We start from the raw sequence: 23,500 nt of genomic DNA on the forward strand, positions 1-23,500 counted from the left end.
CTCTCGAAGTGGGGCGCATTCTACGGAGGGGCTTACGACCTGGCAACCCCTTTTTGAAAAAAAATTTCCCAGCACTTCCAAAGGCTTAGCGCTGCCCTTCCAGGCAACTGGAGAAAGCGCGCATTCCCGACGACCACCGCGATCCGGGGTTGGCCTCCGGGGCGAGCGACGCGGATAATGCGCGCTTCGTTTTTGGGAGTGACACCATGTGGTTCCGTAATCTGCTCGTCTACCGTCTCACCCAGGAAGTCGCCTTCGAGACCGAAGCCCTCGAAGCCGCCCTCGCCGCCAAGCCAGCGCGCCCCTGCGCCAGCCAGGAATTGTCCACCTATGGCTTCGTCGCCCCCTTCGGCAAGGGCCCGGACCTGCCGCTGGTGCACGAAAGCCAGGGCTTCTTCCTGATCGCCGCGCGCAAGGAAGAACGCATCCTGCCCAGCAGCGTGGTCAAGGAAGCCGTGCAGGAAAAGGTCGACGAGATCGAAAACCAGCAGATGCGCAAGGTCTACAAGAAGGAGAAGGAGCAGATCAAGGACGAGATCGTCCAGGCCTTCCTGCCCCGCGCCTTCATCCGTCGCCAGACCACCTATGCCGCCATCGATCCCAAGCAGGGCTGGATCCTGGTCGACGCCTCCAGCGCCAAGCGCGCCGAGGACCTGCTCTCCACCCTGCGCGATGCCCTGGGCTCGCTGCCGGTACGGCCGCTGGGCGTCAAGCAGGCGCCGATGGCCACGTTCACCGACTGGGTCAAGGCTGGTGACGCCACCCATGGCCTCTACATCCTCGACGAGTGCGAGTTGCGCGATGCGGGCGAAGATGGCGGCGTGGTGCGCTGCAAGGGTCAGGACCTGACCAGCGAAGAGATCCAGAACCACCTGGGCGCCGGCAAGCTGGTCACCAAGCTGGCCCTGGCCTGGCAGGACAAGCTGGCCCTGCTGCTGGACGACAAGGTCACCATCAAGCGCCTGAAGTTCGAGGACCTCCTGCAGGACCAGGCCGAACAGGACGGTGGCGAAGACGCCCTCGGCCAGCAGGACGCCAGCTTCGTGCTGATGATGATGACCCTGGCGGAATTCCTGCCACAGCTGATCGAAGCCCTGGGTGGCGAAGAGCTGCCCCAGGGACTGTAATGACGACCTGCGCGTGATCGCTTGAGTCACAAGGCTCATCCGATCACGTGGACAGCCCCCAAGGCCGGCAGAGACCGGCCTTTTTTCTGCCTTTTCGACAGGAGTTCAACCCATGCGCGCGCTCGCCGCCTTCAGCCGCTTCGTCGGCAATACCTTCGCCTTCTGGGTACTGCTCGCCGCCCTGCTGGCGTTCTTCGCCCCTGAGGTGTTCAAGCCACTGGGCGTGGCAATCGTGCCGCTGCTGGGGGTGATCATGTTCGGCATGGGCCTGACCCTCAAGGTCGAGGACTTCGCCGCCGTCGGTCGCCACCCTTGGCGGGTGCTGCTGGGTGTGGTGGCCCACTTCGTCATCATGCCGGGCGTGGCCTGGGCGCTCTGCCAGCTGTTCCACCTGCCGCCGGAGATCGCCGTGGGCGTCATCCTGGTTGGCTGCTGCCCCAGCGGCACGGCGTCCAACGTGATGACCTGGCTGGCCAAGGGCGACCTGGCGCTGTCAGTGGCCATCGCTGCCGTGACCACCCTGCTCGCCCCCCTGCTGACCCCGGCGCTGATCTGGCTGCTGGCCTCCACCTGGCTGCCGATCTCCTTTGGCGGCCTGTTCTGGTCGATCCTGCAGGTGGTGCTGCTGCCCATCGCCCTGGGCCTGGTCGCCCAGCGCCTGCTCGGTCATCGTGTCGGCGCCTTGGTCGAGGTGCTGCCGCTGGCCTCGGTGGTGAGCATCGTGGTGATCGTCGCCGCGGTGGTGGCCGCCAGCCAGGCGCGCATCGCCGAATCCGGGTTGCTGATCATGGCAGTGGTGATCCTGCACAACGGCTTCGGCTTCCTGCTCGGCTATCTCACCGGCAAGTTCTGCAAGCTGCCGGTAGCCCAGCGCAAGTCCCTGGCGCTGGAAGTGGGCATGCAAAATTCCGGGCTCGGCGCCGCCCTGGCCACCGCGCATTTCTCACCGCTGGCAGCGGTGCCCAGCGCCCTGTTCAGCGTCTGGCACAACATCTCCGGGGCGCTCCTGGCCACCCTTTTCCGCCGCTTCAAGGACGACGACGCCCGCCCCTGAGGGCTCGTGCCACACCTGCCGGACCAGCGCCTGGCAGGTGTCCTCGGTGAAGGGCTGCGGCCGGGCGATGCCATAGCCCTGGGCATAGTCGACGCCCAGGGCGCCGAGGGCCGCGATCACCGCGGCGTTCTCGGCGAACTCGGCGATGGTCTTCTTTCCAGTGAGATGCCCCAGCCGATTGATCGCCTCGACCATGGCGCTGTCCACCGCATCCTCCAGCAGATGGCGAACGAAGCTGCCATCGATCTTCAGGTAGTCCACCGGCAGATGCTTGAGATAGGTGAAGGACGACATCCCGGCACCGAAGTCGTCCAGGGAGAATCGCACCCCCAGGCCGCGTAACTCGTCCATGAACTGGCGTGCCGCATCCAGGTTGGCCACGGCGCTGGTCTCGGTGATCTCGAAGCAGATCCGCGTCGGCGCGATCTGCCAGCGGTGCAGCTGCTCCCTGACGAAATCCGCCAATCCCGCTTCGCCCAGGGAGTGCCCGGACAGGTTGATGGCCAGGGTATCGAGCAGTCCGCTGGGCAACTCGGCGAAACGGGCCAGCGCCGCAGCGATCACCCAGCGATCCAGGTCCGGCATCAGCCCATAGCGCTCCGCCGCCGGAATGAAGGCACCGGGTGCGATCAAGCGGTCGCCCTCCTCCAGCCGCAGCAGCACCTCCACATGGCGATCCGTGGCCGTCTCGCCACCCAGCCCGAGGATCGGCTGGACGTACAGGCGGAATCTGTCCTCGGCCAGCGCCCGGTGCAATCGCTGCACCCAGGCCATCTCGCCATGGCGCTGGTCCAGCTCCACATCACCCGGCGCAAAGACCTGGATGCGATTGCGGCCCTTGTCCTTGGCCGCGTAACAGGCCAGGTCCGCCAGGCGCAGGGCTTCCTCCGGTGCAAGAGCCTGACCACCCAGATGCACCACGCCGATGCTCAGGCCAACGCGAAAGCCCTGCCCGGCCGCCTCGAACTGCAGCGCGCCCACGCAGCAGCGCAGACGCTCCGCCACGGCCTCGGCTTCAGCCGGCGCACGGTTCTCCAGCAAGACGCCGAATTCATCACCGCCCAGGCGCGCCAGGCAGTCTTCTTCCCTCAGCTGCTGCCCGAGCAATTCGCACAGCTGGCGCAGCAGGCGATCGCCATGGAAATGCCCGGAGGTGTCGTTGACGATCTTGAACTGATCCAGATCGATGAACATCAAGGAGGCTCGCGCCAGGTCCTGCCGGGCCAGCAGGCGTTCCAGCCGGGTCTCGAATTCACGGCGATTGACCAATCCCGTGAGGGCATCGTGACTGGCCTGCCAGGCCAGGTCATGCAGAAAGGCCCGCTCGCGGGTCTGGTCATGCATCACCAGCACCACGCCGGTCCCCGATTCGCCCCGTGGCAGCGCGGTCACCGTGAGCGCCACCGGCACCCGGGTGCCATCGACGCGCACCAGCTGATGCGCCAGGGGTTCGTTGCCCGCCAACCAGTCCGGACTGCGCAGCCGCTCGGCCAAGGGCAGGGTCGAGGCCGGCTGGTCTTCGGTCTGGATATCGAACAGGTGGGTGACGGGCGTGCCTGCGACCAGCTCCCGCCGCGCCAGCAGGCGTTCGGCTGCCGGATTGTGATAGAGCAGCCGCCCCTGGTCATTGAGGGCCAGCACCGCATCGCCAAGGGAGGCCAGGATGACCTGGATGTGTTCCTTCTCGGCCTGCAGCGCCTGCTCGGAGCGCCAGCGCTGCTGCACCAGGCTGTGCATGCGCCAGAGCGCCAGCAGCACCAGCAAGGCGCCGACCAGGACATTGGCGATGAACAGCGCCGCGACCAGCTGGCGTGACGCCACCCCCAGACGCTCCGAGAAGGCCACCGTTTCCGGCATCATCCGGTCGTGCAGATCCAGCAGCTGGCGTTTCAGCGGAATCAGCGCCGGCCCCGGTCCATGCAGCTTGATCAACTCGAAGCCGGTACGTGCCAGGGCCTGGAATTCGTCCATGTAGGGATCGGTGACCTGCCAACGGGCGATCACCCCTTCGAAGGGCTCCACATGGCGAGCCATCTGAAAGAGTGCGATGAGGCCGTCGATATCGTCAGGGTGATTGCCAGCCAGGCGCAGTAACCGCGCCGCCTCGGCAGGCGGGCCGCCGCTGTCGAGCGCCTCGCGCGCCGCACGGTCGAGGTCATTGACGCTGATGGAGGCCAGGTAGTCGTGGTAGGCCTCGGCCTGCCCTTCGTCGAGGTAGGCACCCAGCGCCAGCATGGCGTTGCCGAGGCTCTTGCTCCACAGGCTTTCGGCCGAGACATAGGCACGCACCGTCGACAGCAGTTGCAGGCTGACGATGGCGACCAGCGCCTGGCAGGACAGGATGATGACGAAGGGCCAGACGACCCGCAGGGTGCGCAGCGCAGAGGAAGGCGACAGTGAAAACATACAGCGATCCGCAAAAGGAGACGGGCGAATTCTTGCCATTGAGCAGGCATGTCGGCCGTTTCGCGGAAAACTGTTGCTCTGGAAGGACTTCGCGCTGGATTACTGACGCCAAACAAGCGACATAGACCCCTCGCGGTCCTGGCACTGCCGACGAGCGGTAGCCCAGGCCCTGTGCCTAATTGAAGGACGCTTCCAGCCGCGCCTTCACCTCGGGCCATTCGCGGTCGGTGATGCTGTACATCACGGTGTCGTCCAGACGACCGTCGGCCAGCCGCCGATGATGACGCAGCAGGCCTTCACGGACCGCGCCCAGCTTCTCGATGGCGGCCTGGGACCTGAGGTTGGTCGCCGCGGTCTTGAGCTGCACGCGCACCAGCTGCCAGTGCTCGAAGGCATGGCGTAGCATCAGGTACTTGATGTTGCCGTTGAGACCACTGCCATGCTGCTCGCTGGCGAGCCAGGTCCAGCCGATCTCGGCGGCGGGCAGCGCCGGCAGGAAGTCGGCGAAGCGGGTAGTGCCCACCAGCCGGTCGGCGATCCGCACGGCGAAGGGCAAGGCGCGCCCCTCGCGCCCCTCGGCCAGCGCCTGACGATACCAATCCGGCCGCAGGGGGCCGCTCAGGTAGTGCAGCGCCTCGCGATTGCGCTCGGCCAGGCTGACCAGCTCCAGCACGTCGCCCTCCGCCAGGGGGTCCAGGCGCAGCGCACCACGTTGCAGGGAAATGGGCTGCGCTTGGAACATGACGGTCTCTCTCGCTTGAATCAGCCCGCCAACCTAACAGGGCCGGCCGTCTGGCTCAACCCACCGTCATCCCATCGCGCGCCAGAACTGACGTCTGGCACCCCAAGGTGCGACACTTTGTCCGGGCGCGATGGGCGCCTGGAATGTCTGGAGTCGCCATGTCCCTGCCCAGCGGGCTGATCATCACCGTTACCCTCGGCTACCTAGCCCTGCTGTTCGCCATCGCCTTCTATGGCGATCGCCGCCCACCGCTCAGGCCGCGCCTGCGGGCCTGGGTCTACAGCCTGTCGCTGGCCGTCTACTGCACCAGCTGGACCTTCTTCGGCGCGGTCGGCCAGGCCGCTGACCAGCTCTGGTCGTTCCTGCCCATCTACCTAGGCCCCATTCTCTTCCTGCTGCTGGCGCCGCAACTGGTCAAGAAGATGGTGCTGATCAGCAAGAAGGAAAACATCACCTCCATCGCCGACTTCATCGCCTCCCGCTATGGCAAGTCCCAGACCCTGGCCATCGTCGTCGCGCTCATCTGCCTGGTCGGCGTCCTGCCCTACCTGGCGCTGCAGCTCAAGGGCATCGTCATCGGCGTCAACCTGTTGACCGGCATCAATGCCGAATCCCTGAGCACTCGTGCCCAGGACACGGCGCTGTTCGTTTCCCTGGTGCTGGCGGTGTTCGCCATTCTCTTCGGCACCCGCAACCTGGATGTCACCGAGCACCATCGCGGCATGATGCTAGCGATCGCCTTCGAATCCCTGGTCAAGCTCGCCGCCTTTCTCGCCGTCGGCCTCTGGGTCACCTACGACCTGCACGATGGCTTCAGCGACCTGCTCGCCCGTTCCCAGCAGGCGCCGCAGCTGCAGGAATACTGGCGCGAGACGCTGGACTGGCCGGGCCTGCTGATCCAGACCGGCGTGGCCTTCATCGCCGTGATGTGCCTGCCGCGCCAGTTCCATGTCACGGTGGTGGAAAACACCGATACCCGGGACGTCAACCTGGCGCGCTGGGTGTTTCCGCTCTACCTGGCGCTGGCCGCCCTGTTCGTCATCCCCATCGCCCTGGCCGGCCAGCTGCATCTGCCCGGCGGCGTGCTGCCCGACTCCTTCGTCATCAGCCTGCCGCTGGCCCAGGAGCGGCCCTGGCTGGCCTTGCTGGCCTTTCTGGGCGGCGCCTCGGCGGCCACCGGCATGGTGATCGTCGCCTGCGTCGCGCTCTCCACCATGATCTCCAACGATATCGTCCTGCCCTGGCTGCTCAAGCGCCGGGGCCAGGTGGAGAGTCCCCATGCGGTGTTCAGCCACTGGATGCTCACGGTGCGCCGCGCCAGCATCGTGGTCATCCTGGTCCTGGCCTACTGCAGCTATCGCCTGCTGGGCTCCAATGCCAGCCTGGCCACCATCGGACAGATCGCCTTCGCCGCCATCGCCCAGCTTGGACCGGCCATGGTCGGGGCGCTGTTCTGGAAGGCCGCCAATCGCCGCGGCGTCTTTGCCGGGCTCACCGCCGGGGCGCTGCTCTGGGGTTATCTGATGGTGCTGCCGGTGGTGGCCACCAGCCTGCAATGGCCACTAGGGGCCTTTCCAGGCCTGGCCTGGTTCGAGCAGCCCACGGGTGAGCGGACGTTGCAGCCGACCACCGTCGGCGCCCTGGTGTCCCTGGCCGGCAACTTCCTGCTGTTCGCCCTGGTATCGCTGCTCTCGCGCACCCGGGTCTCGGAATACTGGCAGGCCGGGCGCTTCATCGCCCAGTACGCCCTGCCCCGACCGCGCAATCGCGCCCTGCTGGCGGTCAAGCTGGAGGACCTGCGCCTGCTCGCGGCCCGGTTCGTGGGTGATGAGCGCGCCCGCCTGAGCTTCAGCCGCTTCGCCGAGCAGAGCGGCCTGACCTATCACCCCGGAATGAACGCCAACAGCGAATGGATCGCCCAGACCGAGCGACTGCTGGCCGGGGTGATCGGCGCCTCCTCCGCCCGCGCGGTGGTCAAGGCCGCCATCGAAGGCCGCGACATGCAGGTCGACGATGTGGTGCGCATCGCCGACGAAGCCTCGGAGGTGCTGGAATTCAACCGGGCGCTGCTGCAGGGCGCCATCGAGAACATCTCCCAGGGCATCAGCGTGGTCGACCAGTCGCTACGCCTGGTGGCGTGGAATCAGCGCTACCTGGAACTGTTCGACTATCCCGACGGCATGATCCAGGTTGGCCGGCCCATCGCCGAGATCATCCGCTACAACGCCCTGCGCGGCCTCTGCGGACCGGGCGATGCCGACGAGCACGTAGCCCGCCGGGTGGAACGGATGCGCCAGGGCATCCCCCACACCTCGGAACGCACCTTTCCCAATGGCCGGGTGATCGAGCTGATCGGCAGCCCCATGCCCGGGCGCGGCTTCGTGATGAGCTTTACCGACATCACCGCCTTCCGCGAGGCCGAGCGCGCCCTGCGCGAAGCCAACGAAGGCCTGGAGCAGCGCGTCGAAGAACGCACCCGCGAACTCTCCCAGCTCAACCAGGCACTGGAGGAAGCCAAGGCCCACGCGGAAGCGGCCAACCAGTCCAAGAGTCGCTTTCTCACCGCGGTCAGCCACGACCTCATGCAGCCGCTGAGCGCCGCCCGCCTGTTCACCGCCGCCCTCGCCCACCAGGACGGCCTGGCCCAGGAGGCCCAGGAGCTGGTACGCAACATGGACAGTGCCCTGAGATCCAGCGAAGACCTGATCGCCGATCTGCTGGACATCTCTCGCCTGGAGAACGGGCGCATCCTGGCCACGCCGGCGCCCTTCCCCCTGGCCACTCTGTTCGACGCCCTGGGCGTCGAATTCAAGGCCCTGGCGCAGGATCAGGGCACCAGCCTGCGCATCCGCGGCAGTCAGCTGGTGGTCAACAGCGACAGCAAGCTGCTGCGTCGGGTACTGCAGAATTTCCTCACCAACGCCCTGAGATACGCCCATGGCCGGGTATTGCTCGGGGTGCGTCGTCAGGGCCAGAGCGTGAGCCTGGAGGTTTGGGACAGCGGTCCTGGCATTCCGGCGGACAAGCTCGAATTGATCTTCGAGGAATTCAAGCGACTGGACAGCCACCAGACCCGCGCGGAAAAGGGCCTGGGCCTCGGCCTGGCGATCGCCGACCGCCTCTGCCGGGTGCTCGGCCACGAACTCTCGGTACGCTCCTGGCCGGGCCACGGCAGCGTCTTCAGCGTCAAGGTGCCCCTGGCGCCCGCCTTGGCCATCCAAGCCGCGACCGCCAGCGAAGCGGCCCAGCCCCTGGCCGGTGATCCGGTGCTGTGCATCGACAACGAAGACAGCATCCTGCTGGGCCTGCGCAGCCTGCTGGGTCGCTGGGGCTGCCAGGTCTGGACCGCGCGCAGTCGCGAAGAATGCTCCGCCCTGCTGGAACAGGGCCTGGTGCCGCGCCTGCTCATCGTCGACTACCACCTGAGCGACGCCGATACCGGTCCGGATGTCGCCGTATGGATCCGCCAGAGGCTGGGGCAGGATATCCCGGGCATCGTCATCAGCGCCGATGGCCGCCCGGAATGCCTGGCCAAGGTCCGCCAGGCGCGGCTGGATTTCCTGCCCAAACCAGTCAAGCCGGCCTCGCTGCGTGCCCTGTTGAGTCGTCAGCTGGCCCTGTCCGGTTGACCTGGACAGCACTGCCTGAACGCTGCTTTCGATAGGTCTTTCGTTCAGCGTCGATTAAGGTTCTGTAGCCCTCATCCTACGGAACAATCCACAGCTTCTGTTGATAACTTTGTTGAAAACATGGTGGAAAAGAACCCGGAGCCTTGCTCTGCGGGCGCCCCGAACAAGTTGATCATTTTTTAATCACTTTGATAAGTTCAACGTAATCAACAACTTAATTCAAAAGCAGGATTTTTGGTTGGGAAAACCCTGGCGTCGAGTGGGCTTGACAAGCGCTAGCACAGGTTGTGCACAACTCACTGAAAAAATGACCAACGGAAACCTGTCAGCGGTCGCACAATTGTCAAGTATTCGTGAAACAAATTTTTTCAGGCTCCTTCGTACCCGAGGCCCAGGGGCAGCCCGCAGGCTAGAGCCACCGCTCAGAGCGGCAGGCAGGCCAAAGGCTAGCCTTGTCCTCTGCCGGTCATCGGGTAGACTGCCCCTTTTCGCTCAGGGCTGTCACGGCGACGCCCAACTGGTCAAACAGGCATGGACGCGTCAGCCTTCTGGAATAGCTCAGTCTCATGAACGTCTTCATCGCGGGTCAACACGGACAACTTTCCCAGGCACTGCAAGTGCTGCTGGCCGCCAAGGCCCAGGTCACCGTGGTTGGCCGGGCCCAGGTGGATTTCACCCAGCTGGACGCGCTTCATGACCGCGTCCTGGCCGCAAAGCCCGATGTCATCATCAATGCCGCTGCCTATACCGCCGTGGACGCTGCCGAGAACGATGCCCAGACCGCTACCCTGATCAACGAGCGGGTACCCCAGGTCTTCGCCCGGGCGGCCCAACAGCTCGGCATTCCGATGGTCCACTACTCCACCGACTATGTCTTCGATGGCAGCCAGGACGGCCGCTATCGGGAAGAGGATCCGACCTGCCCGCTCAATGTCTATGGGCGGACCAAGCTGGCCGGCGAGAATGCCGTGCGCGAACACGCCGAGCGTCACCTCATCCTGCGCACCAGCTGGGTCTATTCCTGGCAGGGCAACAACTTCCTGCGCACCATGGTACGGCTGCTCAGCGAGCGCGACGAATTGAACATCGTCGACGACCAGATCGGCGCGCCCACCTGGACGCGTACCATCGCCGATGCCACTGACCGCCTGCTGGCCCACAGCGACAAGGGCGATCTCTGGGGCACCTATCACCTGACCGCCAACGGCACCACTTCCTGGTTCGGTTTCGCCGAGCAGATCGCTCGGCGCCTGGGCGAGACCGGTCGGTTGAAGGCACGCCTCAATCCCATCCCCAGCAGCTCCTATCCCACCCCGGCCCATCGCCCGATCAATTCCCGCCTGTCCACCGAAAAGCTGGCCGCGGTGCTGGGCCAGCCGCTACCCGACTGGCAAGCGGCTTTCGAGCAGTGCTGGAACGAGCGCGAGCTTCAGGTGGGCGGCTGAAACGGGCCGCCGGTCATACTTCTGGGATCTCTCCCAGAACTACCCCTGTCCCTTGAAGTCAATGGCACTGACCCCGCTCACGCCAGTCAGGTACGTCATGGACAACCCCTTCCAACTCATCGCCGCAGCCTTCGAGCATGACTTCCGGGTCAATTTCCGCATCGAGCGCCTCGACGGCAGCGTCAGTCTGACGCTGTCGGACGACAGTGGCGTCAAGGTCAAGCGGTTGATCAGCAAACAGCAGCTGCACGACCACAATCGCCTCGCGCGGCTGATCGACAGCATCCGGCTGGGTATCGCCATCGACGAAGGTCACGGCGTTACGGCCTTGCTGGCAGGCGGCAGCGGTACCGTCAACCGTCTGACCGTCGCGAACTGAGCAAGGATCTATGCAAACCATGGAAGGCCTGATCAGCAGTCCCGTGCAGACGGCGAATCCCACGACGTTACTGGATGGCGTGGAGACGGTACCGACGCTGCAATCCGCCCAGACTTCGCTGTACCAGCTGACCTGTGCGCGGCTCGACCAACAGCTGGCACCGCTCAAGGTCTGGCCGACCCTGCCGGACCGTACCGGTCGATTTTCCTTCACCCTGTTGGACAGATGCGGACGCATCCTCTATCGCTCGCCGGCCTTGCGCCAGGCGCTGTATCGAGAAGAGGATCTGCTCAATGGTGTGATCGCCAGTGCGCGGCTGGCCGCCGTGCAGGCTGGACAGGGCTTTCCGTCCTGGGGTGTAGTGGACGTCGCCTGCCCTATGTACGAACTACCTGCCACTCAACTTCCCTGTGCGGGATGCCGCCTGTTGAAGTGCAAGAGCTAAGAGAAAAGTCGCGGGAAAAACGCTCAGGGCTTGTTTGCCCTCTTTAACTCTTCAACGTTCGAGACCAACGAATACCCAGGCATTCGTACTGCAAGTCTCGCGCTGAAGCGTTCTGATGCAGAATCTTTACTCGGAATATCTCAGCATATTGGCGCCGGTGGCACGCAACACCGCCATGGACTGTGGCGCCAGGGCGCCGGCCCGCAGCGAAACATCCTTGCGAACCTCGTCAATCACCGTCTTCAGCAGCTGGCTCTCGCCCAGTTGCCGGGCACTGACCACTCGGTTCACGCGAGCGTCGTCACATTGCTGATCCTGCACCGTCAGCACGATACTGCCATCGGGGCGAGGTGCCGTAACCGAGCATTTATAAGTACTGAAAGCGGCGGTCAGTCTATCAATGGCGTTTTCCATTCTTCCCCCTGTTATTTGTCTAGAAGTGCATGGATGATCAAATACGACGCAACTGACAGTGATAGAAACAGCAAAGTTCTAGCGCTCTACTTGAATAAGACGACCAATGGCGGTAGTACGCCGTTTTGTGAGCCAGCTCTTCTAATTGACGATCAGCGGGGAACTTTTAAAGGGGCGAAATGGGTAAGGTATGACCATTCGTCCGCTGTGTGCTTGGACCTGTAGCCGCCTAGCGCGCCCTTGACGACGGCTCTGGCCCGCGGAACCTTTGGTCGGAGCCCTCACTCGAAAGGGCTGAAACGGATACCCATCGCCTATCAGGAGCGCGCCATGAACGACAAAACCCCTCCCGTGATCAAAGACGAGCTTGCTGCTGACATCCATGAGCAGGCACACAAGCAGAACACTGACCGGGTCCGTCGTCATCTGGGCGAGGCCGAGCAGGCGTTGACCGATGAATTCCACACCCTGCTGGCAGACGCCGAGCAACTGCTCAAGCACACCGCCAGCATGGCCGGTGAGCAGGCGGACGAACTGCGCGCCAAGTTGAGCTCCAGCCTGGAGCGCTCCCGCGACGTGCTCAAGACCAAGCAGGATGACCTCTACCGCCAGGGCGTCGCCGCCAAGGAGACCACCGAGGAATACGTGGTCGACAATCCCTTCAAGGCCCTTGGCATCGCTGCCGGCGTTGGCTTCCTGATCGGCCTGCTGGCCTCGCGCCGCTAAGCCTGGGGGATCATCATGGACACCTCCTCTCCTCCACGGGAGCTGCCTGACGAGGCGCCCAAGCCATCGGTCAAGCGTCTCGCCGGCGCGGTGGTAGGCCTGCTGCAGAGCCACCTGGAATTGCTGGGCATCGAGGTCCAGGAAGAGAAGGTCCGTACCTTCCAGCTGTTCCTCTTTACCGGCCTGAGTCTGATCTTCGGTCTGCTGGTGCTGGTGGGTGTTTCGGCGGCCATCATCATCGCCTTCTGGGATACCTACCGCATGACCGCGACCCTGGGTCTGTGCGCCTTCTATGCCGTGGCGCTGGTGATCTGCATCCTGCGGGCACTGAGCCTGGTCAAGGGTGCCGCCCCTTTCCACGCCACCCTGGAAGAACTCAATCGCAACCGGGAGCGCCTACTGCCATGAACCAGCCGCTCAGCTCCGCCACCAGCCAGGCCAAGCGCAAGGAACTGGTCAGGCTGCGCATGGAGATGTATCGCCAGCAGCTGATCTACAACGCTCAGCCCCTGCACAATCCCATCAGCCTTATCGGCGATCTGGTACGACCCAACCGGGACAAGGTGGCCAGTTCAGCGAAGAAGCCCCTGATGTTGGGTGCCACGGTGTTCCTGTCGCTGTTCGGCAAGCGCCTCGGCGCCGTGGGTCGCCTGGCCCGTATCGGTCTGGCGCTCTATCCCATCGTCAATCGCCTGCAGAATCGGCACCGCGAACAGGCGGACCAGCCGCTGCCACCGCCTCGTTAGAACGAACGGCTCCCCAGGGAGCCGTTTTCACGGGTGGCATCCTTATCGCATGCTGGCTATCCCGCCACGCATTCCACTGCGGTCAGACGATAAGGAACCACCGTGCTACCAGGTCAACCCACTGCCTTCTTCCAACCCTTCATCGATACGGCGACTGGACGCATTGCCGGCGTCGAGGCACTTGGCCGACTGCGGCAGGCCGATGGCACCTACACCTCTGTCGGCCCGTTGTTTGCCGATCCCCATACCCCGACCCCGGATCTGCTGCAGCTGGACCGCACCCTGCGGGAAGACGCCCTGCAGCGCTTCGCCAGCGCCCCGGATGACTGGTTTCTCAGCCTCAACCTCTCGCCGCGCTGGATCAGTCAACTGGAACGCGGTGCCGAATTGCCGAGCCTGGCGCAGCTGGAGCGCTCCGGTATCGACCCGACACGGATCGTCTACGAGATCACCGAAGCAGCCGGCGATCTGCCGAGCCTGACCCAAACCGTCGCCCGCTATCGCGAACGCGGCATCCGCATCGCCATCGACGATTTCGGTTCCGGCTATTCGCAACTGGATCGGGTGCTGGATCTGCAGCCGGATATCCTCAAGCTGGACATGTGCCTGTTCCAGGCCGCCGCGCGGGGTGGCACCCGGGGCGAGGCGGTCAAGGCGCTGGCACAGATGGCCGAAAAGACCGGTTGCTGGCTGATCGCCGAGGGCGTCGAGACCGAGACCGAACTCGACTTCGCCCTGGAGTGCGGCGCTCGCTACGTCCAGGGCTTCCTCTTCGCCGAGGCCACCGCCGAATTGGGCGCAAGCGACAGTCATCAGCAACGCTTCGCCAGCCTGCGCAGTCGCTTCGTCGACGGCAAGCTGGCCCAGCAGACCCGGCTGCTGGAGTTGCGCCAGCAGTTAGCCGAATTCGTCACCCAGCTCAGACCCTGGGCGGAACACGGCGGTCCCCTGAGCGCCCTGCCCGATCCCCAGGCGTTTCCCGGGCTGCTGCGCATCTACCAGTGCGACCGCACCGGCACCCAGATCACCCCGAATCTGGAGTGGAACGGCATGTTCTGGCGCGAGAATCGCCGCTACCTCAATCACAACTGGTCCTGGCGCCCCTACTTCTATGCCCTGCTGGCCGAAGGCTGGAACGAGCGCCGCCTGGCGCTTTCGACGGTCTATCGCGATGCCACCACCAACCAGTACTGCCTGACCGCCAGCCAGTTCCTGGAAAGCGGCCAGCGCCTGCTGCTGATCGACCTGGATGCCAGTCAATTGCCGGGCTTTGCCAAGTAAGCGGTGATGATCGTATGTTGCCGAGGTCAGAACGCAGAAGCGCCGAACGGCAATCGTCGGCGCTCCCCCTATCGGTGATAGCTCGAGGACGGCCTTGGACTGGCAGACACTTCTTATCCGCGAACGGCTGGGCAAACCCCTGCACAGCCCGGATGAACTGGGGCGCAGCCCCTTTCACAAGGACCACGATCGCATCATCTTTTCCGGCGCCTTCCGCCGGTTGGGACGCAAGACCCAGGTGCATCCCGTCACCAGCAACGATCACATTCATACCCGCCTGACCCACAGCCTGGAGGTGAGCTGCGTCGGCCGCTCCCTGGGCATGCGCGTGGGCGAGAGTCTGAGAGGCGCCCTGCCCGAGTGGTGCGATCCGAGCGACCTCGGCATGGTGGTGCAATCCGCCTGCCTGGCCCATGACATCGGCAATCCGCCCTTCGGCCATTCCGGCGAAGACGCCATCCGCTACTGGTTCACCCAGGCCGCCGGCCGCGGCTGGCTGGACGACATGAGCGAGGCGGAGCGCCAGGACTTCCTGCACTTCGAGGGCAACGCCCAGGGCTTCCGGGTGCTGACCCAGCTCGAATACCACCAGTTCGACGGCGGCACCCGCCTGACCTACGCGACCCTCGGTACCTATCTCAAGTACCCTTGGACGTCACGCTATGCCGCGGCGCCTGGCTACAAGAAGCACAAGTTCGGCTGCTACCAAAGCGAGCTGCCGCTGCTGGAGCAGATCGCCGAGAAACTCGAACTGCCGCTGCTGGGTCCGGAACGCTGGGCACGGCATCCGCTGGTCTACCTCATGGAGGCCGCCGACGACATCTGCTATGGGCTGATCGATCTGGAAGACGGCCTGGAGATGGAGCTGCTGGACTATGCCGAGGTCGAGGCGCTGCTGCTGGGCCTGGTCGGCGACGACCTGCCCGAGACCTATCGCCAGCTGGGGCCGCGGGATTCCCGCCGGCGCAAGTTGGCGATCCTGCGCGGCAAGGCCATCGAGCACCTGACCAACGCCACCGCTCGCGCCTTCGTCGATCAGCAGAACGCCCTGCTCGCCGGCACCCTGGGCGATGACCTGGTCGAGCACATGGCCGGTCCGGCAAAGCTCTGCGTGCAGCGCGCCAAGGCCCTGGCCCGGGAAAAGATCTTCCACGACAAGCGCAAGACCCTGCACGAGATCGGCGCCTACACCACCCTGGAAATCCTGCTCAATGCCTTTTGCGGCGCCGCCCTGGAACAGCACCGCGGACGCGAGCCTTCTTTCAAGAGTCGCCGCATCCTCGACCTGCTGGGCAACAGCGCGCCGGATCCCTCTTGGACCCTGCACCAGGCCTTCATGCGGGTGATCGACTTCATCGCTGGCATGACCGACAGCTATGCCACCGCCATGGCGGCCGAGATGACCGGGCGTTCGAACCCGGTTTAAGGAGCGCCACGATGGCCACCGCACCCCGCACGCGCAAGGGCCCCGGCAGTCGCTGGCTGGCCGCTCAGGGCTGGAAGGCCTTTCCCTTCCAGCGCGAGGTGGCCAAGGCCATCGCCGCCGGGGAGTCCGGCCTGCTGCACGCCACCACCGGCTCGGGCAAGACCTACGCCGTCTGGCTGGCCGCCCTGGATGCCTTCGTCGCGCCCAAGCCGATCACGGCCAAGGGCCTGCCCAGCAAGCGCAAGCAGGCGCCACCGCCGCTCACCGTGCTCTGGTTGACGCCCATGCGCGCCCTGGCGGCGGATACCCTGCGCGCCCTGGAGCGCCCGGTGCTCGACGAGGAGCTGGAATGGACCCTGGGCCTGCGTACCGGGGACACCGGCAGCAGCGAGCGCGCCCGGCAGAATCGCCGGCTGCCGACGGCCCTGGTGACCACGCCCGAAAGTCTGTCGCTGCTGCTGTCGCGGGAGGACGCCCAGGAAGCCCTGGGTCATGTCCGCCTGGTGGTCATCGATGAATGGCACGAACTGCTCGGCAACAAGCGCGGTACCCAGACCCAACTCGCCCTGGCCCGTCTGCGGCGCTGGAATCCCGGGCTGCAGACCTGGGGCCTGTCGGCCACCCTCGGCAACCAGGCCCATGCGCTGGACGTGTTGCTGGCCGGCGCTCCGGGGCATTTGGTGCAGGGTCGCCAGGACAAGCGCCTGCAGGTGGACACCCTGTTGCCCGAGGGCGGCGTCGAGCGCTTCGCCTGGGCCGGGCACCTGGGCATGCGCCTGCTGCAGCAGGTGATCCGCGAACTGGAGGACAGCCCCACCACCCTGGTCTTCACCAACACCCGCGCCCAGACCGAACTCTGGTACCAGGCCCTGTTGCAGGCGCGCCCGGACTGGGCCGGTCTGATCGCCCTGCACCATGGCTCCATCGAGAAGCAGGCCCGCGAATGGGTGGAGGCCGGTCTCAAGAATGGCCAGCTCAAGGCGGTGATCTGTACCTCCAGCCTCGACCTCGGCGTGGACTTCCTGCCCGTGGAGCGGGTACTGCAGATCGGCTCACCCAAGAGCATCGCCCGACTGCTGCAACGCGCCGGTCGCAGCGGCCATGCCCCGGGCCGCGCCTCTCGCGCGACCCTGGTCCCCACCTACAGCCTTGACCTGCTGGATGCGGCGGCCACCCGCCGTGCCATCACGGCGGGCGAGATCGAGGCGCGCACCGCACCCGCCAAGCCCCTGGATGTCCTGGTGCAGCACCTGGTGACCGTGGCCCTGGGAGGCGGCTTCGAACCGGACGACCTGCTACCGGAGATCCGCAGCGCCTGGGCCTATCGCCACCTCAGCGAAGGCGAGTGGATCTGGGCACTGGCCTTCGTTCGCAACGGGGGCGCCTCGCTGTCGGCCTACCCCGACTATCGCCGCGCCGAACCCGACGCCGAGGGCATCTGGCGCGTCCCCGACAAGCAGCTGGCCAAGCGGCATCGACTGGGCATCGGCACCATCGTCAGCGAGACCAGCCTCAATGTGCAGTTCTGGTCCAAGGGCGGCGGCGGCAATCGCCTGGGCAACATCGAGGAAGGCTTCATCGCCCGGCTGCGGCCCGGCGACCACTTTCTCTTCGCCGGTCGTACCCTGGAACTGGTACGGGTGGAAAACATGACGGTGTACGTGCGCCGTGCCAGCGGGCGCAAGGCCGCCATCCCGCGCTGGAGCGGCAGTCGCATGCCGCTTTCGGACACCCTCGCCAAGCACGTCCTGGCGCTGTTGGAAGACGCCGAGGCGCAGCGCTACGAGAGCCCGGAGATGCGCCTGCTGCAACCGTTGCTGGATGTGCAACGGCAGTGGTCGGCCCTGCCCAGCGCTCATTACCTGCTCGCCGAGACGCTGGAATCCCGCGAAGGCTCGCACCTGTTCCTCTATCCCTTCGCCGGGCGCCATGCCCACCTGGGGCTGGCCAGCCTGCTGGCCTGGCGCCTGGCGCAGCGGCGCCCCTGCACCTTTTCCATCGCCGTCAACGACTATGGCCTGGAACTGGTCTCGCCGGTCAGCCTGGACTGGCAGGAGCTGCTCGATGCCAGTCTCTTCACCACCGACAACCTGGTCAGCGATACCCTGGCCAGCCTCAACGCCGCCGAACTCGCCCAGCGCCGCTTTCGCGAGATCGCCCGCATCTCCGGGCTGATCTTTTCCGGCTACCCAGGGGCGCACAAGAGCAATCGCCAGTTGCAGGCCAGCAGCAGCCTCTTCTATCAGGTGTTTCGCCAATACGATCCCGACAACCTGCTGCTCGGCCAGGCCCAGACCGAGGTGCTGCGCCAGGAACTCGATGCCGACCGCTTGCAGCAGACCCTGACCCGGACCGGCGCCCTGCCCCTGCGCCTGGTTACCCTGGACCATCCCTCGCCCTTCGCCCTGCCACTCATGGTCGAGCGGTTACGCGAGAGCCTGAGTTCGGAAAAGCTGGCCGATCGCATCACCCGCCTGGTCGGCGACCTGGAGCGCGAAGCCGGACCGGACGAGCGCGCGCGCGCCTTCGATCCCGAATCCCTGGTGCAACCCAGCCATGACAGCGATCTGACACCCCGTCGCGGCGCTAGTCCGCGGCGTCCTCGCGTACAGAAATCCGGTCGTCCTCGATAACGATCCGGCCCTGGCGATAGAGATGGCCGATGGCCTTCTTGAAGTTGCCCTTGCTGACACCGAACAGCTGATGGATCAGGGCCGGCGGGCTGCTGTCGCTGAGCTCCAGCACCCCTCCCCGCGCCTTGGCCAGGCTGATGATCTGCTCGGCGAGATCGGTACCGGCGGCAGCACCCTGGGGCTGCAGGGTCAGACTGATCTTGCCGTCCGCCCGCACCTCGCGAATGAAGCCCCGCTCCCGCTGCCCCAGGCGCAGCGGCTTGAAGGCCTCGTTGCGATGCACCAGGCCCCAGTGCTTGTTGTCGACGATCACCTTATAGCCGAGATCGGTCTGCTCGACGACCAGCAGCGGTACCGGTTGGCCGACCTTGTAGCGCGCTGGCTCGCGATCCAGATAGCGATCCAGCCGCGCGGTGGCGACGATCCGCCGGGTGCGGGTGTCCAGATGCACGTGCACCACGCAGTGATCGCCCACCTGCAGCGGCCGCTTCTCTTCGGAGTGCGGCAACAGCAGGTCCTTGGGCAGACCCCAGTCGAGGAAGATCCCTACCCGACCCACCTCTACCACCCGCAGGCTGGCGAAGCCGCCGACCTGCACCTTCGGCTTCTCGGTGGTGGCGATCAGGCGGTCTTCGCTGTCCAGGTAGAGGAAGACGTTGAGCCAGTCGCCCTCGGCGCAGGGTTCGTCGCGGGGCGCATAGCGGCGCGGCAGCAGCACCTCGCCGTCATTGCCGGCATCCAGGAACAGACCGATGGGGGTGTTGCGCAAAATCTGCAAGCTGTTGAAGCGACCCAGCAAGGCCATGAGTGGAGACTCCTGTAGAAAGCGGTGCATTTTACCGCGATCAGCAAAGCCACTGCTTGCTCGCTACCCTGGACCCTTGAAAGGATCGCTCAGCATCGTTCGAAGCCTTGATGGCCGCCGGGTGTCGCCTGGGTAGCGAACCCCGATCCGATGCGACGCTATCCCGGCACGGTTTGGTGCCATGCCGTGCTGAAGACCTACCTGCCGTTCACAGCAGATGGAGCCTGCTGACGTCCGGGCAGCGCTGCTTGCATGAAAGTGATCGGTGCTTGCTCGATAGATGCCTTCCCACCGACTCAACCCGCATCCAATGACCGCCAGATTCAGGCGGTCAGGCAATCATCGGCGAGTGGAATCTCGATGAAGAGACCGACGGTGTCAGCCTCGACCCGCATGGCTGCCACCACCGCATTCAGCAAGAACGGATTGGTAGCCTGCTCGTTGGTCACTATTCGCTGGGTCAGCTTGATCGACTGCTGGGCATGGTAGACAGCTATCAGTATTTCATTGAGGTTCAGGCGACGAAGCTCGACCCGGTATCCGGCGAGTCCGTGGCCCAATGCGCGTCCTGCGCATTCGAGACCGTTTTTCACGGTAAATCCTTGAACCCTTGCGGTTCGGGGTAATGAATCGAACGAAATAATAGCATCTAGCCACTACCCGCATTGAGCAGGCCGTCACCGTTTCGACACCACTGGCCTATGGCGACAGCGAAAACGAAAAGCCTTTGCCCGCGACCGCTGAGCGTTTGCTTCGACCGGCTGAAACCTTCCCCTAGCCGGGACCCGCTCCTAGGTACCAACCGCGCTTGAGTACCATCCCGGTCACGAAAAGACTCTGGATAAACCTCAGCTGGCCGAATCGCGCCGCCTGGAACCCCGAACGATGGCCTAGGCAGAATGCTGGTGGGCAACACGATAGGGTGGAAGAGACAGATCCTCACAGGCTCCTGAAAACTTGAATAATCAGCCCTCACGCACTACTGATTGCCGGGCACGATGCACTGCCCAGCGACTCGGCCAACGACACCTTGCGTCAGGGAAACGATTCAGCACGGATCCTTTTCGGCAGCCGACAGGCCCATGCCCAGGATTGCGATACGCCTCCCCTGCGCCAACAGCCGTTTGCCCGCTCTAGCCACCACTTCGACCATGGTCGCTAAAGTCAACATCGAGCAGCTCAAAGGTCTTGTTTTGCGCAAGCCAGTCTGAGACCATCCATCGCTGTCAGGTGAGGCTGTCTCTACAAAGCGGCTCACCTGTCGAGAACCTGGAGTACATCAGGGCCAGCTTTCGCGGCATGGGTTTCTCCTCGTTTCAAAACTGTCGTCCTTCGGACAACAACGTCATCTTATTCAAGGAGAAATCCATGTCTACTCGCCAAACTGGCACCGTCAAGTGGTTCAACGACGAGAAAGGCTTCGGCTTCATCACCCCCCAGAGCGGCCCGGACGTGTTCGTTCACTACCGTTCCATTCAGGGTAACGGCTTCAAGAGCCTGCAAGAAGGCCAGGCCGTTTCCTTCCTGGTCGTGCAAGGCCAGAAAGGCCTGCAGGCCGATGAGGTGCAGGTGATCTAATCACCCGCCTTCTCGAAAAAGCCCAACCCCCGGTTGGGCTTTTTTTTGCGCGGACGTCGGCCAACCAACGTTCGCAATAGCGACCTAGGGATGAGGTGCGTCTTGTGAAAACCTTCGCTGCCCTGCTCTGCCTGCTCCTGCTCGCCGGTTGCGCCGCCTTTCCCGGTGCCGAACTCCCTTCCCAGCCGTTCCGCGCTCCCGCGAGCGAGCGACAGCAGCGCCCCAATGTCCTGGTGGAGTTCAATTTCTATCGAGGCGAGGTCGAAGACGCCAAGGAGGCGACCTCCATCGCCGTGGCCCGTGAAGGCCTGAAGCCCAGGCTGCGCCAAGTCCTGGAGCACTCCCAGCTGTTCGACCGTATCACCCTGGTGCCGGAGCCCGGCAAGCCGGACGACGCCTTGCTGCGCCTCAAGCTCTACAACAGCACCTCCTATGCCGCGGCCATCGCCAGCGGCCTGATCACCGGTGCCACCTTCTTTCTCGTCCCGGGTACCGCCAGAGACGACTATGTACTGACCGCCGAGTGGTTGGCGCCGGGGGGCAGCTCGCCCACCCGCGTGCGCAATGCCAGCTCGGTGCGCACCTGGATGGGGGTCTGGTTCCTGCCCCTGGCCGCCAGCCATCAGGTCGGCACCGCCATCGAGGAAACCTTCGCGCGCCAGGTCAACGAGGCCCTGCGGCAATTGCAGGCCGCCGGCGTGTTCACCAACCACTCCTCGCCCCAGGGGAACGGCGAAACGCCTGCACCGGTCACACCTTGACCGGCAATCAAGCAGACGAGGATCCCATGGCCGAAGAAAAGCGCAAAGCCGACGAACGCGAACTGCCCAAGGACGAAAAGCCCCTGCGCACCGAGCACGCCAAGACCGACGACGGACGCGATCCGCCCTCGCCCAACAGTCCGGACCGTACCAAGGACGCCACGGGCTACAACTGATCCCGCCCTTTCCAGAAACGACCGCCAAGGCGGTCGTTTCTTTGTCTGCGTGCTGCCCCTTGGGATTGGCTCGCCCCGCCCTCCTTACTGCATAATGCCCGCACTCCGACGTCTATCGGCCCCTTTTCTCTTCAACTAGGCCGGTACCCTGCCAAGGTGTGTGTCCCGATGCGAAAGACCTTCCGATCTCTGGGCCTGCTGTTGAGCTGCTGCGCCCTGGGCTTTTCCCTGCCCGTCAGTGCCGATACCTCCTACCTGCCGCCGCGAATCGAAAAGGCGATGCAGACCAACAAGATTCCCGGTAGCGATCTGTCGCTGGTGATGCTGCCCCTCGACGGCCCGGGCGAAAACGATTACTACAACGCCGACGTCTCGGTGAATCCGGCGTCGACCATGAAGCTGATCACCACCTATGCCGCCCTGGAACTGCTGGGCCCCACCTACCAGTGGAGGACCGAGTTCTATACCGACGGCACCCTCAAGGACGGCATCCTCAACGGCAACCTCTATCTCAAGGGTGGCGGCGATCCCAAGCTGAACATGGAGCGCCTCTGGCTGCTCATGCGCGACCTGCGCGCCAATGGCGTGCTGGAGGTCACCGGCGACCTGGTGCTGGATCGTGGTCGCTTCGTGAAACCCAATCTGCCGGCCTTCAACGATGACGGCGAAGACGAGAACAAGACCTTCCTGGTGGGGCCGGATTCGCTGCTGGTGAACCTGAAATCGGTACGCATGGTGGTGCGCTCGGCCGATGGCCGCGTCAGCGTCTCCATGGATCCACCGCTGACCAACGTCAACATCGACAACCAGATGCGCGCCACCGGCAAGAGCGGCTGTCCCGCCTGGCCGGACGTGCGTTTCAATCCGGTGCCCCAGGCCGATGGCAGCACCAGCCTCATCGTCAGCGGCCAGTTGCCGGACGGCTGCAACGCTCAGAGCTATCTGTCGCTGCTCGATCACCCGGCCTACACCGCCGGCGCGGTGCGGGCCATCTGGCAGGAGCTGGGCGGCAGCATCAAGGGCCGCACCCGCGAGGGCAGCGTGCCGCGCAACGCCGAGGTGCTGGCGCGGGCCTTCTCCCCCGATGTGGTGGAGATCATTCGCGACATCAACAAGTACAGCAACAACACCATGGCCCAGCAGCTGTTCCTGTCCATCGGCGCGCAATTCCGCACCTCGGCGGATGCCGACGACGGCAAGGCGGCGCTGCGGGTCATCCGCTCGTGGCTGGCGCGCAAGGGCATCAATGCCAGCCACCTGATCATGGAGAACGGCTCGGGCCTGTCCCGCGCCGAGCGGGTCAGCGCGCGGGAGATGGCGGAGATCCTCAGATCGGCCTGGCAGAGCCCCTATGGGCCGGAGTTCATCTCCTCGCTGCCGCTGGCCGGCATGGACGGCACCCTGCGCAAACGCATGAAGAATTCGCCGCTGACCGGCCAGGCGCACATGAAGACCGGCACCCTGAACAACGTGCGCGCCCTGGCAGGCTTCGTCCGGGACGCCAATGCCCGCAACTGGGTGGTGGTCGCCATCCTCAACAGCAGCCGTCCCTGGGGTGCCTCCTCCATCCTGGACGAGGTCGTGCTGGATCTCTATCTGCGCAGCCGCCAGGACGGCGCGGTCGCCAACTGACGCGCAAAACAAAACCGGCGTCTGCTCACGCAGACGCCGGTTTTGTTTACAGCACTCGGCAAGGCAGGCCGGAAAGCAGACGTTACCGCGGTGCA

The 23,500-nt window shown here is 64.8% G+C and carries 21 protein-coding genes; 16 read left to right on the top strand and 5 right to left on the bottom strand.

Features of this window, described 5'->3' with window-relative positions:
- Positions 1-206: 206 nt before the first annotated feature.
- Both rdgC and BMZ43_RS02380 read left to right on the top strand, forming a co-directional pair.
- Positions 207-1,127 (top strand): recombination-associated protein RdgC, encoded by a 921-nt coding sequence (gene rdgC / locus BMZ43_RS02375; RefSeq protein ID WP_007159072.1) that lies wholly within the window; start codon positions 207-209, stop codon positions 1,125-1,127.
- Between the two features lie 112 nt (positions 1,128-1,239).
- A complete protein-coding gene (locus tag BMZ43_RS02380) occupies positions 1,240-2,181 on the top strand; it encodes a bile acid:sodium symporter family protein (protein ID WP_093249521.1) in 942 nt (313 codons plus the stop codon).
- Here the strand turns inward: BMZ43_RS02380 and BMZ43_RS02385 are convergent.
- Complete coding sequence (locus BMZ43_RS02385; protein ID WP_064306568.1) at positions 2,071-4,587, bottom strand: putative bifunctional diguanylate cyclase/phosphodiesterase; 2,517 nt, start codon at positions 4,585-4,587, stop codon at positions 2,071-2,073. The genes BMZ43_RS02380 and BMZ43_RS02385 overlap by 111 nt on opposite strands.
- Positions 4,588-4,762: 175 nt before the next feature.
- Positions 4,763-5,329: a GNAT family N-acetyltransferase gene (locus tag BMZ43_RS02390; RefSeq protein ID WP_068385532.1), complete on the bottom strand. Its 567-nt coding sequence runs from the start codon at positions 5,327-5,329 to the stop codon at positions 4,763-4,765.
- Positions 5,330-5,487: 158 nt separating this feature from the next.
- On the opposite strand from BMZ43_RS02390, the gene BMZ43_RS02395 reads away from it, so the two are divergent.
- From BMZ43_RS02395 to BMZ43_RS02410, 4 genes are all read left to right on the top strand, one after another.
- Positions 5,488-8,958, top strand: coding sequence for a hybrid sensor histidine kinase/response regulator (locus tag BMZ43_RS02395; RefSeq protein WP_093249527.1), 3,471 nt, complete (start codon positions 5,488-5,490; stop codon positions 8,956-8,958).
- Between the two features lie 566 nt (positions 8,959-9,524).
- Positions 9,525-10,403: a dTDP-4-dehydrorhamnose reductase gene (rfbD, locus tag BMZ43_RS02400; protein WP_093249532.1), complete on the top strand. Its 879-nt coding sequence runs from the start codon at positions 9,525-9,527 to the stop codon at positions 10,401-10,403.
- Positions 10,404-10,500: 97 nt separating this feature from the next.
- Positions 10,501-10,782, top strand: coding sequence for a DUF3509 domain-containing protein (locus BMZ43_RS02405; RefSeq protein WP_017639725.1), 282 nt, complete (start codon positions 10,501-10,503; stop codon positions 10,780-10,782).
- Positions 10,783-10,801: 19 nt separating this feature from the next.
- The gene (locus BMZ43_RS02410; RefSeq protein WP_068385529.1) at positions 10,802-11,227 is read left to right on the top strand and encodes a hypothetical protein; all 426 of its coding nucleotides are present in this window, start codon (positions 10,802-10,804) and stop codon (positions 11,225-11,227) included.
- A 126-nt stretch (positions 11,228-11,353) separates the two neighbouring features.
- On the opposite strand, the gene BMZ43_RS02415 is transcribed toward BMZ43_RS02410, so the two are convergent.
- Complete coding sequence (locus BMZ43_RS02415) at positions 11,354-11,641, bottom strand: DUF3509 domain-containing protein (RefSeq protein ID WP_007159080.1); 288 nt, start codon at positions 11,639-11,641, stop codon at positions 11,354-11,356.
- Positions 11,642-11,971: 330 nt separating this feature from the next.
- Between BMZ43_RS02415 and BMZ43_RS02420 the strand changes: the two genes are divergently transcribed.
- The 6 genes from BMZ43_RS02420 (at position 11,972) to BMZ43_RS02445 (ending at position 18,453) form a co-directional block, all read left to right on the top strand.
- A complete protein-coding gene (locus BMZ43_RS02420; protein ID WP_017639722.1) occupies positions 11,972-12,367 on the top strand; it encodes an ElaB/YgaM/YqjD family protein in 396 nt (131 codons plus the stop codon).
- Between the two features lie 15 nt (positions 12,368-12,382).
- Complete coding sequence (locus BMZ43_RS02425) at positions 12,383-12,775, top strand: phage holin family protein (protein WP_017639721.1); 393 nt, start codon at positions 12,383-12,385, stop codon at positions 12,773-12,775.
- Positions 12,772-13,113, top strand: a complete 342-nt coding sequence (locus BMZ43_RS02430) for a hypothetical protein (RefSeq protein WP_064306573.1) — start codon at positions 12,772-12,774, stop codon at positions 13,111-13,113. The genes BMZ43_RS02425 and BMZ43_RS02430 overlap by 4 nt, the downstream gene beginning before the upstream one ends.
- Before the next feature lie 102 nt (positions 13,114-13,215).
- Positions 13,216-14,394 (top strand): EAL domain-containing protein, encoded by a 1,179-nt coding sequence (locus BMZ43_RS02435; protein WP_068385526.1) that lies wholly within the window; start codon positions 13,216-13,218, stop codon positions 14,392-14,394.
- 94 nt (positions 14,395-14,488) lie between these two features.
- Positions 14,489-15,820 carry a deoxyguanosinetriphosphate triphosphohydrolase gene (locus tag BMZ43_RS02440; protein WP_068385523.1) on the top strand — a complete coding sequence of 444 codons (1,332 nt, stop codon included), beginning with the start codon at positions 14,489-14,491 and terminating at the stop codon, positions 15,818-15,820.
- Between the two features lie 11 nt (positions 15,821-15,831).
- Positions 15,832-18,453, top strand: a complete 2,622-nt coding sequence (locus BMZ43_RS02445; protein ID WP_093249536.1) for a ligase-associated DNA damage response DEXH box helicase — start codon at positions 15,832-15,834, stop codon at positions 18,451-18,453.
- On the opposite strand, the gene BMZ43_RS02450 is transcribed toward BMZ43_RS02445, so the two are convergent.
- The gene (locus tag BMZ43_RS02450; protein ID WP_093249540.1) at positions 18,407-19,258 is read right to left on the bottom strand and encodes a CvfB family protein; all 852 of its coding nucleotides are present in this window, start codon (positions 19,256-19,258) and stop codon (positions 18,407-18,409) included. The two genes, BMZ43_RS02445 and BMZ43_RS02450, sit on opposite strands and share 47 nt — an antisense overlap.
- Positions 19,259-19,581: 323 nt before the next feature.
- The gene (locus BMZ43_RS02455; RefSeq protein ID WP_236712164.1) at positions 19,582-19,851 is read right to left on the bottom strand and encodes a hypothetical protein; all 270 of its coding nucleotides are present in this window, start codon (positions 19,849-19,851) and stop codon (positions 19,582-19,584) included.
- Positions 19,852-20,626: 775 nt separating this feature from the next.
- Here BMZ43_RS02455 and BMZ43_RS02460 point away from each other — a divergent pair.
- The 4 genes from BMZ43_RS02460 (at position 20,627) to dacB (ending at position 23,405) form a co-directional block, all read left to right on the top strand.
- Positions 20,627-20,836, top strand: a complete 210-nt coding sequence (locus BMZ43_RS02460) for a cold-shock protein (protein ID WP_007159089.1) — start codon at positions 20,627-20,629, stop codon at positions 20,834-20,836.
- A 104-nt stretch (positions 20,837-20,940) separates the two neighbouring features.
- The gene (locus BMZ43_RS02465) at positions 20,941-21,597 is read left to right on the top strand and encodes a hypothetical protein (RefSeq protein WP_093249543.1); all 657 of its coding nucleotides are present in this window, start codon (positions 20,941-20,943) and stop codon (positions 21,595-21,597) included.
- A gap of 26 nt (positions 21,598-21,623) precedes the next feature.
- The gene (locus tag BMZ43_RS26405; protein ID WP_017639713.1) at positions 21,624-21,773 is read left to right on the top strand and encodes a hypothetical protein; all 150 of its coding nucleotides are present in this window, start codon (positions 21,624-21,626) and stop codon (positions 21,771-21,773) included.
- 168 nt (positions 21,774-21,941) lie between these two features.
- On the top strand, positions 21,942-23,405 hold the full coding sequence (gene dacB / locus BMZ43_RS02470; RefSeq protein ID WP_017639712.1) for a D-alanyl-D-alanine carboxypeptidase/D-alanyl-D-alanine endopeptidase: 1,464 nt from the start codon (positions 21,942-21,944) through the stop codon (positions 23,403-23,405).
- Positions 23,406-23,500: the final 95 nt, after the last annotated feature.

The organism is Pseudomonas sp. Snoq117.2, from assembly GCF_900110545.1.
Taxonomy (GTDB): Bacteria; Pseudomonadota; Gammaproteobacteria; order Pseudomonadales; family Pseudomonadaceae; genus Chryseomonas; species Chryseomonas benzopyrenica.

Excerpts from the sequence above, each read along its gene's own strand:
- rdgC (WP_007159072.1), top strand. The coding sequence starts at position 207 with ATGTGGTTCCGTAATCTGCTCGTCTACCGTCTCACCCAGGAAGTCGCC.
- BMZ43_RS02380 (WP_093249521.1), top strand. The coding sequence starts at position 1,240 with ATGCGCGCGCTCGCCGCCTTCAGCCGCTTCGTCGGCAATACCTTCGCC.
- BMZ43_RS02385 (WP_064306568.1), bottom strand. The coding sequence starts at position 4,587 with ATGTTTTCACTGTCGCCTTCCTCTGCGCTGCGCACCCTGCGGGTCGTC.
- BMZ43_RS02390 (WP_068385532.1), bottom strand. The coding sequence starts at position 5,329 with ATGTTCCAAGCGCAGCCCATTTCCCTGCAACGTGGTGCGCTGCGCCTG.
- BMZ43_RS02395 (WP_093249527.1), top strand. The coding sequence starts at position 5,488 with ATGTCCCTGCCCAGCGGGCTGATCATCACCGTTACCCTCGGCTACCTA.
- rfbD (WP_093249532.1), top strand. The coding sequence starts at position 9,525 with ATGAACGTCTTCATCGCGGGTCAACACGGACAACTTTCCCAGGCACTG.
- BMZ43_RS02405 (WP_017639725.1), top strand. The coding sequence starts at position 10,501 with ATGGACAACCCCTTCCAACTCATCGCCGCAGCCTTCGAGCATGACTTC.
- BMZ43_RS02410 (WP_068385529.1), top strand. The coding sequence starts at position 10,802 with ATGGAAGGCCTGATCAGCAGTCCCGTGCAGACGGCGAATCCCACGACG.
- BMZ43_RS02415 (WP_007159080.1), bottom strand. The coding sequence starts at position 11,641 with ATGGAAAACGCCATTGATAGACTGACCGCCGCTTTCAGTACTTATAAA.
- BMZ43_RS02420 (WP_017639722.1), top strand. The coding sequence starts at position 11,972 with ATGAACGACAAAACCCCTCCCGTGATCAAAGACGAGCTTGCTGCTGAC.
- BMZ43_RS02425 (WP_017639721.1), top strand. The coding sequence starts at position 12,383 with ATGGACACCTCCTCTCCTCCACGGGAGCTGCCTGACGAGGCGCCCAAG.
- BMZ43_RS02430 (WP_064306573.1), top strand. The coding sequence starts at position 12,772 with ATGAACCAGCCGCTCAGCTCCGCCACCAGCCAGGCCAAGCGCAAGGAA.
- BMZ43_RS02445 (WP_093249536.1), top strand. The coding sequence starts at position 15,832 with ATGGCCACCGCACCCCGCACGCGCAAGGGCCCCGGCAGTCGCTGGCTG.
- BMZ43_RS02450 (WP_093249540.1), bottom strand. The coding sequence starts at position 19,258 with ATGGCCTTGCTGGGTCGCTTCAACAGCTTGCAGATTTTGCGCAACACC.
- BMZ43_RS02460 (WP_007159089.1), top strand. The coding sequence starts at position 20,627 with ATGTCTACTCGCCAAACTGGCACCGTCAAGTGGTTCAACGACGAGAAA.
- BMZ43_RS26405 (WP_017639713.1), top strand. The coding sequence starts at position 21,624 with ATGGCCGAAGAAAAGCGCAAAGCCGACGAACGCGAACTGCCCAAGGAC.
- dacB (WP_017639712.1), top strand. The coding sequence starts at position 21,942 with ATGCGAAAGACCTTCCGATCTCTGGGCCTGCTGTTGAGCTGCTGCGCC.